This is a genomic window from Ensifer sp. R-19, assembly GCF_049905105.1.
GTDB lineage: Bacteria > Pseudomonadota > Alphaproteobacteria > Rhizobiales > Rhizobiaceae > Ensifer.
Genome location: NZ_CP184570.1, coordinates 228,140 through 240,460, shown reverse-complemented (window position 1 = coordinate 240,460; position 12,321 = coordinate 228,140). Strand labels below are relative to the sequence as shown.

Genomic DNA, 12,321 nt, shown 5'->3' with positions numbered 1-12,321 from the left:
CGTGTCGACCTGACGGCCTGCAGATGGTTTTTGCTCATCCGGCCCGCAATCGCGGCGCCGGACAGAGCCGGCCCGACAGAGCCGATCTGTGACTAGCCCGCTGGAAAGAGGATGGTCACCTTGAGGCCCCGGCCATCGGCCCCCTCGCTGAGACGGGTCGTCGCGCCGTAGAGTTCGGAAATCTCCTCGACGATCGGCAGACCAAGCCCCGAGCCCGGCGCTTCGCTGCCTCCGCGCTCGAAGCGGCGGAGCACCGATTCGCGCATTTCCGGCCGAATTCCCGGCCCGTTGTCCTCCACCTCGAGCGACACCGAACCGCCTTCGGCGAGTACGCGCGTTGTCACCTCTGCACCCCGGCCGGCATAAAGCAGCGCGTTGCCGATCAGGTTCTTCAGCATCTCAGCCACCAGCAGCGGTTCGGCGCGAATGAAGGCTTCACCGTCGCCATCAAAGCCGAGATCGATATGGGCCTCTCCCGCCGCCGGCACATGTTCTGCCGTGATCTCCCGCACGAGTTCGACAAGATCGACGCGCCCCAGCATCCGCGTCTCGTCCTTGCCGGCCGCGTCGATTTTCGCCATCAGCAGCAATTGCCCGAGGATGCGCTCGGCATTGGCAACCGCTTCATCGGCCTTTTTCACCGCGCCATGCGTTTCCTCGATCGACCCCGCGCGCTGCGCCAGGGCGAGTTGGGTTCGAATAATCGCAAGCGGTGTGCGGAGCTGATGACTGGCATTGCCGGTGAAATTGCGCAGCGCGTCAAGGGCCGACTGCAGGCGTCCCATGAAGGAATTGACGGTATCGACGAGCCCCTGGACTTCGTTCGGTACCCGTTCTCCGATCGGGTGCAAATCATCCGGATTGCGCTCCGAAATCGCATCTCCGAGCCGGTAGAGCGGGCGCAGCGAAAACGTGACTGCGATCCAGACGATGACAGCAGCACCTGCGATCATCATGCCGAGGCGCAGCGCCGAGCGGAAAAGGATGGTCTGCGCAAGTTGCCGCCGCGCGATCGTCGTTTCGGCAACGGTCACGACAAAGGGTACCGAATTGATCCCGGTCGAGGCGGAACGGCGAAGCGCTGCGATGCGGATCGGCTCGCCGCGGAAGGTAGAATCCGCAAAGGTCGTGGATGTCCCCGGCTCCTCCGCAAGCGACGGCAGCGTCTGGTAACCCGTAATGAACTGGCCGGGCGGTCCGTCGACCCTATAGAAAACGCGGTCCTGGGCCGCGGAGGTCAACATCTCCAGGGCAACATAGGGAATATCGACCTCAAGCGAGCCATCCTCCGCGACGACCACGCGTTCCGCGATCGCCAACGCGGAGCCGGCGAGCACGCGGTCGGAGACAACGTTGGCGGTCGTCACAGCCTCGCGGTAGGTGTCCATGAGCGCAATGACGCCGATGACGACCGTCGAGATCAGCAGCCAGCCAAGCAGGCGCCGGCGGAGGGAGTAGACCGCCGCCTTCATTCCGGCCCGGCCATCTTGTCAAGGTAGTAGCCGATGCCGCGGGCCGTGCGAACTGTGAGGCCATGCGGCGCCAGCCGCTTGCGCAGCCGACTGACATATTGCTCGATCGCGTTGGAGCTCAAATCATCGTCGAAGCCGGTCAGCGACTGCATGATCGCGTCCTTGGCGACGACCTTGCCGGCGCGCATGAACAGGAGTTCGAGTAGCCCGAGTTCGCGTGCCGGGATCTCGATCGGCACGCCGCCTGACGAGAAGCTGCGCGTATTGAGATCGAGCGAAACATTGCCATAGCTCACGGTCGAGGCCCGGAGCCCCGCCTGCCGGCGCAGCAAAACGCGCACCCGCGCTTCGAGTTCGCCGACGTCGAACGGCTTGATCATGTAATCGTCGGCGCCGAGATCGAGACCCTTGATCCGCTCCTCGGGCGCACCCCGCGCCGTGAGGATCAGCACCGCCGCGCGGTTCTGCCGGGCACGCATCGCCCGCAAAACATCGAGCCCGTCCATCTCCGGCAGGTTGAGATCGAGGATGACCAGATCGAAGGTTTCAGTTGCCGCAACCGCATGCGCCGACGCGCCATCACTCACAACATCGACGGCGTAGCCGCTGCCACGCAAAATGGCAGACAGGCCCTCGGCCAGGTCCTGGTTGTCCTCAACAAGCAAGATACGCAAATATCGTCACTCCCCGATCCACCTTATCCGGCGACGCCTTGCTTGTGAACGGTGACACGCTGAGGCATTGTGAATTCATGCGGTTCTTGATTTCTCTTATTTTTTTTGCACTTTGCCCCCGGCTGCTCCTTGCGGCGCCGATCATATTTCCAGCCCTTTCCGGCAACTCCGATGCGCGCACGCTGGTGGTTTATTCCTCGCTCGATGAGCCTCTCGCCAAGCCGATGATCATCGGCTTCCAGAGGGCCAATCCGGATGTCACTGTGCGCTACGAAGACATGCTGACCGGCGAGATCTACGACCGCATCATCAAGGAGACGGATGCCGGAATGAAGACGGCGGACTTCGCCTTTTCTTCCGCCATGGATCTGCAAGTCAAGCTCAGCAACGATGGCTATGCCCAGCGCAGCGACCTGCCGATGAGCGACCGCTGGCCCGCATGGGCAAACTGGCGCAACACGGCCTATGCGCTCACCTTCGAGCCGGCCGTCTTCGTCTATCATAAGCCGAGTTTCACGACGGAAAAACCACCGTCCACGCGTTCCGAATTCGTCGACTACCTGAAGCGCCAGGGCGCCAACGTCTTCGGCCGTATCGGGACCTACGACATCGAGCGCTCCGGCGTCGGCTTCCTCTTCATGGCACGTGACCAGGAGCAGTTCGGCGATATCTGGGATGTGATCCAGGCAATGGGTGCCGCTGGCGTCAAGCTCTACTCCACCAGCGAGGCCATCCTTGAGCGGGTGGCCGACGGGCGCTTCGTGCTCGGCTATAACATCCTTGGCTCCTATGCGGCGGACTGGGCAGCGCGGCATCCGGATGTCGGGATCATGCTGCCCAAGGACTACACGGTGGTGATGTCGCGAATTGGCCTCGTTCCCCAGGCTTCGGCCTCTCCGGACCTTGGACGCCGCTATCTCGAATTCTTCATGTCCAAGGAAGGACAGACGATCATGGCGCGCGAACTCCAGATCGCCGCCGTCAGCCCAGAGGTCGCCGGAGAAAATACCGCAAACACCATGCAGGAAATGTTGGGCGCTCAATTGCGCCCGGTTCCCGTCAGCCCCGGACTGATGGTCTATCTTGACCAGGTAAAGCGCTCGCGTCTGATTGCCAAATGGAACGAGGTCCTGCGGCTCCACTGAAATCAGGGGCGCGCCAATTCGGCGGCGCCCTGAACGGGGACTTCAGGTCTTCTTGCGGGATCGACCGCTACGCTCGGCTTGTACCGACTGGTTCAGATCCACGGCAGCGCGAATGAGGGCCTTCAAAGCGTCCTCGTCGATCTCTTGGCCTTCGTGGATATCGATCGCCCGCCGGGTATTGCCGTCGAGGCTTGAATTGAAGAGACCCGAGGGATCTTCCAGTGATGCGCCCTTGGCGAAGGTCATCTTGACCACCGCCTTGTAGGTTTCGCCTGTACAGATGATCCCCGCATGTTCCCAAACCGGAACGCCTCTCCATTTCCATTCCTCGACGACCTCGGGATCGACCTCTTTGATGAGCTTCCGAACCCGCCCAAGCATCTTTCCCCGCCAGTCGCCCAGTTCAGCTATCCTGGCATCGATCCGTTCGGAGGCAGGCGCTTCTCCCTCCACCGCATCAGTCTTCGTCATCTTTCCCGTTGCTTTCTTCATCCGATCATCTCCACGCAGGTATCACACATCACGCGGGGTGCGCTCTGCACGACGTCACTGACATTCCGCTCACATACGTTCGCCGGGCAATTGACTCGCTTGTTTTACCCAATCGCTGAATTGCGCCTCATCGATCTCTTCCTTCTCATGGATATGGAAATAGCGCGCATTCTCCATCTTGGATTCGACGGGTGGCGGCGGGCTGAGGGACGCGCCATTGAAGAACGCGACCTTGATGTATTTCGCAAAGCAATGGATGCCAAGGAACCATCGGTCGCCCTCCATGCCATAGAGCGGCGAATTCCACTTCACGGCCTTTTGTGCCTTCGGGACGGCGCGCATGATAAGCTGGTCGAGATGGCGCCCGACCGCATTCTTCCAGCCCGGCATGGCGGCGATATAGGCCTGCACCGGCGCATCGCCATAGCCCTTGGCGATCTGGGGATTGCCGCCTGAAAGCAATTTCGGCTGATCTGCAACCGCCTGTCCCTTCTCCTCTTTTTCGCCTTCCATTTTAGCTGACACTCGCGTCCGCGTGGCGTCATACTTTGTTGGTCGCTTCGATGTCACATTGGCGATCTTGGAGTTGGCTGTCTTGGTCATTGCTCCATCCTTTCGAACAGGTCTCGGGGCGAACAGGTCTTCGGGGTGGCCGGCGCGACACTACCACAGCTTGCCGTCGTCGCGATATCGCTGCCATCATACGTGGAACCGGCACCTCGGCTCCGAGGTTTCGATTCGCCCATTTCCCGGTGGATCAACCTCTCCGAATTCGGCCACCGAGGCTGACAGAGGCTATCTCCCTCGTTGGCGCGGCCAAGAATCTAAGATTTCGTAAACGTCACGCACAGAAAAGCGCATTCGGGGCTTGATGTCAGCTAAATGTCAGCTTTCTATGTTGCCTTAGGGTCACTGGCACCCGTGGAGGCGGGTCGCCGGTTGCGCACTGGGAGGAAGCCACCAATCCGGTCAAGCGACAAGGGTCGAAAGAACCCGTCGCCGTCTTCCCGTTCGCACTGAGCAACAACGTGCGCGGTGAAAACGCGCCTCACGGAGGACTGACCTTTGAAACATTTTTTCCTCGCAACGATTCTCGCCGGCGCCATGTCGCTGCCGGCCTTTGCCGCTGATTACACCATCATCGCACCGGCAAACCCGGGCGGCGGCTGGGACCAGACGGCACGCTCGCTGCAGACGGTCATGCAGCAGGAAGGCATCTCCGGCAACGTTCAGGTTCAGAACGTGCCGGGCGCCGGCGGCACCATCGGCCTCGCGCAGTTCGCAAGCCAGCAGAAGGGCAATCCGAACGCCCTGATCGTCGGCGGCTATGTCATGGTCGGCGCGATCCTGACCAACAAATCGCCGGTCACCCTCAAGGACGTCACGCCGATTGCGCGCCTCACCGGCGAATACGAAGCGGTCGTCGTCCCGGCCTCGTCTGACATCAAGACGATGGGAGACCTAGTCGAAGCCCTGAAGAAGGATCCGGGCGCGGTCTCCTGGGCCGGCGGCTCGGCCGGCGGTACCGACCACATCGCCGTTGGCCTGATCGCCAAGGCTGCCGGTGTCGACCCGACCAAGATCAACTACATCGCCTATTCCGGTGGCGGTGAAGCGCTTGCCGCAATCCTTGGCAGCCAGGTGACGGCTGGTGTATCGGGCTACGGTGAATTCGAATCGCAGATCAAGGCCGGCACGCTCCGCCTGCTCGCCGTATCGGGCCCCGAGCGCATTGCGGGCGTCGACGCTCCGACACTCAAGGAATCGGGCCTCGACGTAGTCGTCGAAAACTGGCGGATGGTCGCAGCCGCTCCGGGACTGTCGGATGAGCAGAAGGCTGCCGTCTCGGCCGATATCGAGAAGCTTGCGAAGTCCGCCGGCTGGCAGGAAGTTCTGAAGACCAAGGGCTGGCAGGACAGCTATCTCGCCGGTGATGCCTTCAACGCCCAGCTCGAAAAGGACGTTGCGGCAACCGAAGGTGTTCTCAAGGACATTGGACTGGTGAAATGACCAAGGGGCATCACCCTTCAACCGCAACGCGTCGCCCGGATCGGGCGGCGCTCTTCATCGCGGTGGTTCTCGCCGCTATCGCTGGCCTCATTTTTTGGGATGTGTCGCGCCTGGCAGGCGCTGCCGGCTACTCCCAGGTCGGACCGACGACGGTCCCTTATGCGATCGCCTGCTGTCTTCTGGCTCTCGCTATCTGGACGGGATTCGAAGCGTTTCGCGGCGATTTTCCGGAGCGTGAACGCCAGGAGGTTGCTCCGGTCATCTGGATCGTTGGCGGCCTGGCTGCCCAGATGCTTCTGCTGAAAGTCGCGGGTTTTTCGATCGCCACCGGCATTCTGTTCGCGCTGACCGCGCGCGGTTTCGGCAAACGCAAGCTTTGGTTTTCTCTCCCCGTCGGCATCGTGCTCTGTTTCGTCGTCTGGGTGATTTTCGCCAAGCTCCTGCAACTGTCGCTGCCCGCGGGGCCGCTTGAACGCCTGTTCTTCTAAGAGGGCCGACGACCATGGCTACTTTTGATTTCCTGCTGCAGGGATTGCTGGTTGCTGCCCAGCCGATGAACCTGCTCTATGCGCTGATCGGCGTCACGCTCGGAACCGCCGTCGGCGTTCTGCCCGGCATCGGGCCCGCACTGACCGTGGCTCTCCTCCTGCCCGTTACTTATCGGCTCGATCCCGGCGGTTCGCTGATCATGTTCGCCGGCATCTACTATGGCGGCATGTATGGCGGCTCGACCACGTCGATCCTCCTGAACACACCAGGCGAAAGCGCGTCGATCGTGACCGCGCTCGAGGGCAACAAGATGGCGCGCGCCGGACGCGGCGGCCCGGCGCTGGCGACAGCTGCGATCGGCTCGTTCGTCGCCGGCCTCATCGCCACGCTCGGCCTCGCTTTCATCGCGCCCTATATCGTCAAGCTGGCCCTGGTCTTTGGTCCGCGCGAGTACTTCGCGCTGATGGTGCTGGCGTTCGTCACCGTCTCTTCGGCCTTCGGCGATTCCACCCTTCGCGGCCTGACGTCGCTATTTGTCGGGCTGGCACTTTCCGTCGTCGGCATCGACCAGTTGACCGGCCAGGCGCGCCTCTCCTTCGGCGTTCCGGAACTGCTTGACGGCATCGAAGTTACGACGCTCGCCGTTGCCATGTTCGCCATCGGCGAAACGCTCTTCATCGCTGCGCAAGGCGACAAGGGGCCCGACAAGGTCGAGGCAGTTCGTGGCTCCGTCTGGATGAGCGCCAACGACTGGGCGCGTTCCTGGAAGCCCTGGCTGCGTGGCACCATCATCGGCTTCCCGATCGGCGCCATGCCGGCTGGCGGCGCCGAGATCGGCACCTTCCTCTCCTATGCTGCAGAAAAGCGTCTGACGAAGCATCCGGAAGAGTTTGGCAATGGCGCAATCGAGGGCGTTGCAGGTCCCGAGGCCGCCAATAACGCGTCCGCCGCCGGAACGCTCGTACCTCTCCTGACGCTCGGCCTGCCGACGACAGCAACAGCTGCAATCATGCTCGCCGGCTTCCAACAATACGGCCTGCAGCCGGGCCCCCTGCTGTTTGCGACCAACCCGCAGCTCGTCTGGGGCCTGATCGCTAGCTTGCTCATCGCCAACTTCATGCTGCTGGTCCTGAACCTGCCGCTGATCGGTCTTTGGGTGAAGCTACTGACCATCCCGAAGCCGTGGCTCTATGCCGGCATTCTGCTGTTCGCGACGCTGGGAACCATCGGCGCCAACCCATCCGTCTACGAACTCGGCATGCTGCTCGCTTTCGGCCTTCTCGGATACGCCATGCGTGTCTTCGGTTATCCGATCGCCCCCGTCGTCGTCGGCCTGATCCTCGGTCCGCTGGCCGAACAGCAGCTTCGCCGGGCGCTCGCCATCAGCCAGGGTGACTACAGCGTGCTGTTCACCTCGCCGATCGCAGCTGTACTTCTGGTTATTGCCGCTGCTGCGCTGATCGTACCGCTGATCCTCAGGGCCCGCGGTCGTGGCGAGGTGCTTTCGCAACTGGCGGCGAACGAAGACTAAGTCGTCTTCGCAAAACAACTCCGGGAGCCCCTTTCGGAGTTGTCCGAATTAGCGCCTCCTCCCAAGGCCTATCCGCAGGCCCGGTCGATTTCACTACCGACCGGGCCTGCTTCGTTTGCATGGCTGGAGTGTCCAATTGTGCATTGCAAAAAGACCGGGCAGACCCCATCTTTTGCTCATCAAAGAGAAAACGAAAGCGAGCAAGAAGATGGCTACCACAACTTACCACAAGGGTTTCATCGGCCGTGCGTTCGCAGTTCTCGGCGCTGCCAGCGCTGCCGCCGCCGCTGTCGAAGGTCACCGCCGCCCGAAGGCAAGCGACCTGCGCACCCTCGGCATTGACCCGGCGAACTTCCCGGACACGCGCCGCGGCTAACAAAATTCCGGCGCCCAATGGGTGCCTTATCCTCCCAAGGATGAAAAACGGCTCGGGATCGGAAGATCGCCGGGCCGTTGTGCGTTTATGGGGTAGTGCCTCGACGCGAGCAACCGGACTGCTTTCCCTGCATGGCTGACGTGCCAAATTGTGCATTGCAGCAAGACCGGCCAGCCCCCATCTTTTTCTCATCAGAGAGAAAACGAAAGCGAGCAAGAAGATGGCTACCACACGGGTTTCATCGGTCGTGCGTTCGCAGTTCTCGGCGCTGCTAGCGCTGCCGCCGCCGCTGTCGAAGGTCGCCGCCGCCCCAAGGCAAGCGACCTGCGCACCCTCGGCATCGACCCGGCGAACTTCCCGGACACGCGCCGCGACTAATGAATTTCAACGCGCCTAAGGCGCGCCAATCCTCCCAAGGATAAACGGCTCGGGATCGGTAGATCGCCGAGCCGTTGCTATGTTGGAAAAGCGCGTCCCTGCCTCATCAGGCTTAGCGAACGCCTTCAACCCACTGTCGGCGTACGCAGGACATAACGACGCGTCGCGCTAAGTCGCCTCATTTCTTCGCGCGATAGATCAATACCGGTATCGTCGAATGAGCCAGCACCTTGGCAGCTACGCTGCCGAGCATCAGGCTTCCGACACCACCGCGACCATGCGACGCCATGATGATGAGATCGGCATCTTTGTGTGTCGCCTGGTCGATGATTGCGCGGTAGACCTCGTGGCTGCTGACCTGCTCCGTCTGGCACGCCACGCCTTCCGCCTCTGCCTTGCGCGCCAAAGCCGCGAGCATCTCCGCGGCATGCTTGCTGGCCAGCGCTTCGTATTCGTCGCGCGTGCCCGACACCTGCTCGGGATCGACCGAAAAGAGATGGAATGGTTCGGTAACGGCAAGGATGGTCACTTTTGCGCTGGCCTCCTTCGCGAAGGCTATGCCTGCATCGACCGCGATTGTTGCCAACGGCGAACCGTCGGTGGGTATAAGAATATTGCGAAACATGGGATCCTCCTTCTCCAAGTTTCATTCAAGCCTACCGCCATCAGCGGCTTATTCCTTGATCCCGATCAACGTTCCGGACTTCAGCACGGAGACGCCGACTACGCCTTGAGGGGTGCCTTGCCATCGCCTGGATAAAGCAGCCCGCGCTCGCGAGATCGCGAAGCAGTTTTGCATTTTGGCGAAGCCTCTTAGCGGCCTTTGCCGAAGAGGAAGAAATCCCGCAGTCGCCGGCGCAGGATGTAGGACCAGGGCACCTCGGCACCGATCGCCTCGTAGCCGGCTTGCGTCAGCGAGAACTCGACACGGCCGCCGTCTCCTTCTCTTCGGGTAATGTATTGCATGTTGAGGGCGCGAAAGACCGCCGCATGCAGTTCTCGTGGCCAATAGACTTCGTCGGCCGGCACCCGATAGGCACCAGCCTTGTAAAGCTCCTCAAGCACATTCCTTAAATCACTGGCCAGCATTGAATGTTTATCCGGCGCGGCGCGCGGTTTTGCAATGCGCGGCACGACGACCCAACGAGATAGGTCGAGTTTCCAGCGCCGTTCCTGAACATCTGTCCGCTGCGCGCCGGCTTGGCCTCCTCGGCCGAAGCCGACGAGCGCCACGTGCAAAAGCAGCTTGGCCATGCGAGTGCGGAAATGAACCGCAGATACCAGCGCCGACGCGACCGATTTAGGGTCAATTTGACGAAGGCCACGGGGCTGTAGGAATCTTACCCCGCCAGCATACGTGCGAGCATATTTCTGATGTGGTCCTGCGCGCCGTAGAAAATTGCCGCGACAACGATTGCGCGGCTATGTTCCACCGGAAGAAACCAAATAGCTGCTTTGTCCCGCCGAAGAAACCGGATCCCGGGATGAATATCGGGGCGCAGGGTCCCGATATAAGGCGTATCGACGAGACGATCGATTTCGACACGCAATTTGCGGATCCGTTCAGCGGTACGCTCCACCGCCTCGTCAGGCGCGTCCCCGAGTTCGACATAGGCGTCGAACAGATGATCGAAGATCAACTCGAAATCGCGTTTGGCATCCTCAGAATATTCAAGAGCCCACACGAACAACCCGTCGCTTCCGCTCAATCATTGCCGCGACGCGGCTTTCCATTTCCGTCGCAGAAATCATTGGTCCGTTCAATCGCCGCTGGACCAATTCGCGAAGCGCTGCCGTTTCGACGGCCTCAGTTTCGGTCTTTTGGCGAAGTAGTTCCAGGCCCTGTTGAAGAACGGAACTCATGCTGGAATACCGGCCGCTCTCCACCAGCGAACGGGCAAACGAATCCTGCTGCTCAGTCAGCGAGATCGACGATTTCACACTCATCGGCTTAACTCCTTTGAGCCTAACTTGCTACTCAGTAGCACATTTGTCAATCTGATGAGATGCCCATCAGGGTGGCAGTGCCAAGGGCGTCGGCCCGGATCATCTCAATGACCAGGAAGTGGCGCACTTAGTCGAGCGACCGCAGATTGCCGACCGTCGCGGGTGGCGCGCCCGCCGAGCTTGAGCGGATCTAGCGTCTTCGGCGCAGATCGACGAGCGATATGTGCAAAGCAACTGGGGCACGTTCCGGACGAAGTGACTTGCAAATACTGCCGCGACCGCTTCCCTACCCATCCCGCCAATGCGTCGGGGCTTTGTGCGCCCCTCCCCTGCTCGCGGCGTGAAATCGTTAGGTCACAATCTACGGCTCGATCTCTCGGCTGAGCGACAGAAGTCGTTCATTCAAAAACGACAAAAATGTATCTTCGCACGTAGCCGTTTTAACGCAAAACCACTCCACCCCGTCGAAGGGTCTCGAAAAAAATAAGCCCGGCGGACATGTCCGCCGGGCTCGTTGTCACATCCAAAGATCTTATCAGGCTCGCAGTTGCTGCGAATCCCGCGTTTCCATCTGTTCCATTTCGCGTTCGCGCTTGTTGTACCGGATCGAAGACCAGAGCGAGATGCCGATGAGCGCCGCGCCACCAAGACCGGTGATCACTTCCGGAATGTGGACGAGCGTCTGGAAGTACATGACGACCGAAAGGATCAGGATCGCGTAAAACGCACCGTGTTCCAGGTAGCGGTATTCGTTGAGCGTTCCCTTCTCAACCAGCATGATCGTCATCGAACGGACATACATGGCGCCGATGCCGAGGCCAATCGCAATGACGAAGAGGTTCTGCGTCAGGGCGAAGGCGCCGATGACGCCGTCAAACGAGAAGCTGGCATCGAGGACTTCGAGGTAAAGGAAGGCGCCAAAGCCGCCTTTTGCCGCCGCACTCATGGTTTGTTGTGAGGCATCGAGCAAACCGCCGACCACCTCAACCACGAGGAACGTCAACAGGCCGTAGATCGCCGAATAGACAAACGTGTGGACCTCTGCCGGTTCGAGCAGAGTCGAAAAGCCAAGAATAAGGGCGAGAACGAAGGCGATTTCGATGCCCTTGATGGTCGCAAACCTGGCCATCTTGCTCTCGACCCACTTGATCCAGTGCACGTCCTTCTCGTGATCGAAGAAGTAAGTCAGGCCCACCATCATCAGGAAGGTGCCGCCGAAGGCTGCGATCGGCAGGTGCGCGTCGTTCATGATACGCGCGTATTCCTCAGGCCTACTTGCGGCGAGAACGATCGCTTCGATCGGGCCGATCTTCGCCGCGATAACGACGATCAGCAGCGGGAAGACGATGCGCATGCCGAAGACGGCGATGATGATGCCCCAGGTCAGGAAGCGATGCTGCCACTCGGGCGTCATGTCCTTGAGCTTGTTGGCATTAACGATCGCGTTATCGAACGACAGCGAGATCTCGAGCACCGCAAGCACGGTGCAGATGAAGAAGACCGAGGCCATACCGCCGATGGTTCCGGTCGATTGCCAACCGAGCCAGGCGCCGAGCACCAGGCCCACCACCGTGACAATGAAGGCCCATTTGAAATAACCGAGAGCGCTTGTATGCGATTGAGGCTGTGTCATCGACGGGCCTCCTTCGCGCGAACGACGCCGGATTCGGTGAAGAAATGTGGTTTCAAAACGGAAATGCGCACGGCCGAAGGGGCACATGCGTGAGGCATGAGATCAGTTTTCATTGGAGCTAATCCGCCGGCTAATTTGCTGGCGGTACCGACATCACGAGAGCGCCGTAAAAAC

Annotated in this window: 14 protein-coding genes and 1 pseudogene; 6 read left to right on the top strand and 9 right to left on the bottom strand. The window is 60.7% G+C overall.

All coding sequences use genetic code 11. The annotated features are described in order from the left end of the window. Nucleotides 1–92: 92 nt before the first annotated feature. On the bottom strand, nucleotides 93–1,472 hold the full coding sequence (locus ACN9MO_RS20545; RefSeq protein ID WP_425987489.1) for a sensor histidine kinase: 1,380 nt from the start codon (nucleotides 1,470–1,472) through the stop codon (nucleotides 93–95). After that, nucleotides 1,469–2,146, bottom strand: a complete 678-nt coding sequence (locus ACN9MO_RS20540; RefSeq protein ID WP_057251404.1) for a response regulator — start codon at nucleotides 2,144–2,146, stop codon at nucleotides 1,469–1,471. Before ACN9MO_RS20540 ends, ACN9MO_RS20545 begins: the two co-directional genes overlap by 4 nt. A gap of 77 nt (nucleotides 2,147–2,223) precedes the next feature. On the opposite strand from ACN9MO_RS20540, the gene ACN9MO_RS20535 reads away from it, so the two are divergent. Continuing rightward, nucleotides 2,224–3,291 carry an ABC transporter substrate-binding protein gene (locus ACN9MO_RS20535; protein WP_113736870.1) on the top strand — a complete coding sequence of 356 codons (1,068 nt, stop codon included), beginning with the start codon at nucleotides 2,224–2,226 and terminating at the stop codon, nucleotides 3,289–3,291. A gap of 42 nt (nucleotides 3,292–3,333) precedes the next feature. Here ACN9MO_RS20535 and ACN9MO_RS20530 read toward each other — a convergent pair whose 3' ends face one another. Both ACN9MO_RS20530 and ACN9MO_RS20525 read right to left on the bottom strand, forming a co-directional pair. Further along, on the bottom strand, nucleotides 3,334–3,783 hold the full coding sequence (locus tag ACN9MO_RS20530; protein WP_058323903.1) for a DUF1801 domain-containing protein: 450 nt from the start codon (nucleotides 3,781–3,783) through the stop codon (nucleotides 3,334–3,336). A gap of 69 nt (nucleotides 3,784–3,852) precedes the next feature. Then, the gene (locus ACN9MO_RS20525) at nucleotides 3,853–4,296 is read right to left on the bottom strand and encodes a DUF1801 domain-containing protein (RefSeq protein ID WP_425988298.1); all 444 of its coding nucleotides are present in this window, start codon (nucleotides 4,294–4,296) and stop codon (nucleotides 3,853–3,855) included. Between the two features lie 552 nt (nucleotides 4,297–4,848). On the opposite strand from ACN9MO_RS20525, the gene ACN9MO_RS20520 reads away from it, so the two are divergent. The 4 genes from ACN9MO_RS20520 to ACN9MO_RS20505 all read left to right on the top strand — a co-directional run bounded on the left by ACN9MO_RS20520 (nucleotide 4,849) and on the right by ACN9MO_RS20505 (nucleotide 8,189). Next, nucleotides 4,849–5,793: a Bug family tripartite tricarboxylate transporter substrate binding protein gene (locus ACN9MO_RS20520; protein ID WP_058323905.1), complete on the top strand. Its 945-nt coding sequence runs from the start codon at nucleotides 4,849–4,851 to the stop codon at nucleotides 5,791–5,793. Further along, on the top strand, nucleotides 5,790–6,281 hold the full coding sequence (locus tag ACN9MO_RS20515) for a tripartite tricarboxylate transporter TctB family protein (RefSeq protein WP_113398845.1): 492 nt from the start codon (nucleotides 5,790–5,792) through the stop codon (nucleotides 6,279–6,281). Before ACN9MO_RS20520 ends, ACN9MO_RS20515 begins: the two co-directional genes overlap by 4 nt. A 14-nt stretch (nucleotides 6,282–6,295) precedes the next feature. Beyond that, nucleotides 6,296–7,813, top strand: a complete 1,518-nt coding sequence (locus tag ACN9MO_RS20510; RefSeq protein WP_057251398.1) for a tripartite tricarboxylate transporter permease — start codon at nucleotides 6,296–6,298, stop codon at nucleotides 7,811–7,813. A 208-nt stretch (nucleotides 7,814–8,021) separates the two neighbouring features. After that, nucleotides 8,022–8,189, top strand: coding sequence for a hypothetical protein (locus tag ACN9MO_RS20505; protein WP_089045897.1), 168 nt, complete (start codon nucleotides 8,022–8,024; stop codon nucleotides 8,187–8,189). A 556-nt stretch (nucleotides 8,190–8,745) separates the two neighbouring features. Here ACN9MO_RS20505 and ACN9MO_RS20500 read toward each other — a convergent pair. Further along, nucleotides 8,746–9,192 (bottom strand): universal stress protein, encoded by a 447-nt coding sequence (locus ACN9MO_RS20500; protein ID WP_113736867.1) that lies wholly within the window; start codon nucleotides 9,190–9,192, stop codon nucleotides 8,746–8,748. A 188-nt stretch (nucleotides 9,193–9,380) separates the two neighbouring features. Beyond that, nucleotides 9,381–9,821 carry a hypothetical protein gene (locus ACN9MO_RS20495; protein ID WP_162770920.1) on the bottom strand — a complete coding sequence of 147 codons (441 nt, stop codon included), beginning with the start codon at nucleotides 9,819–9,821 and terminating at the stop codon, nucleotides 9,381–9,383. On the opposite strand from ACN9MO_RS20495, the pseudogene ACN9MO_RS20490 reads away from it, so the two are divergent. Further along, nucleotides 9,756–9,902: pseudogene (locus tag ACN9MO_RS20490) on the top strand (integrase); the annotation flags it as partial. The gene ACN9MO_RS20495 and the pseudogene ACN9MO_RS20490 overlap by 66 nt on opposite strands. A 5-nt stretch (nucleotides 9,903–9,907) precedes the next feature. Here the strand turns inward: ACN9MO_RS20490 and ACN9MO_RS20485 are convergent. The 3 genes from ACN9MO_RS20485 to ACN9MO_RS20475 all read right to left on the bottom strand — a co-directional run bounded on the left by ACN9MO_RS20485 (nucleotide 9,908) and on the right by ACN9MO_RS20475 (nucleotide 12,147). Continuing rightward, entirely contained in the window at nucleotides 9,908–10,258 is a 351-nt protein-coding gene (locus ACN9MO_RS20485) for a type II toxin-antitoxin system RelE/ParE family toxin (RefSeq protein WP_425987484.1), read from the bottom strand. Then, complete coding sequence (locus ACN9MO_RS20480) at nucleotides 10,239–10,514, bottom strand: type II toxin-antitoxin system ParD family antitoxin (protein WP_057252234.1); 276 nt, start codon at nucleotides 10,512–10,514, stop codon at nucleotides 10,239–10,241. Before ACN9MO_RS20480 ends, ACN9MO_RS20485 begins: the two co-directional genes overlap by 20 nt. A 535-nt stretch (nucleotides 10,515–11,049) precedes the next feature. Then, nucleotides 11,050–12,147 carry a DUF475 domain-containing protein gene (locus tag ACN9MO_RS20475; protein WP_113736887.1) on the bottom strand — a complete coding sequence of 366 codons (1,098 nt, stop codon included), beginning with the start codon at nucleotides 12,145–12,147 and terminating at the stop codon, nucleotides 11,050–11,052. Nucleotides 12,148–12,321 lie beyond the last annotated feature (174 nt).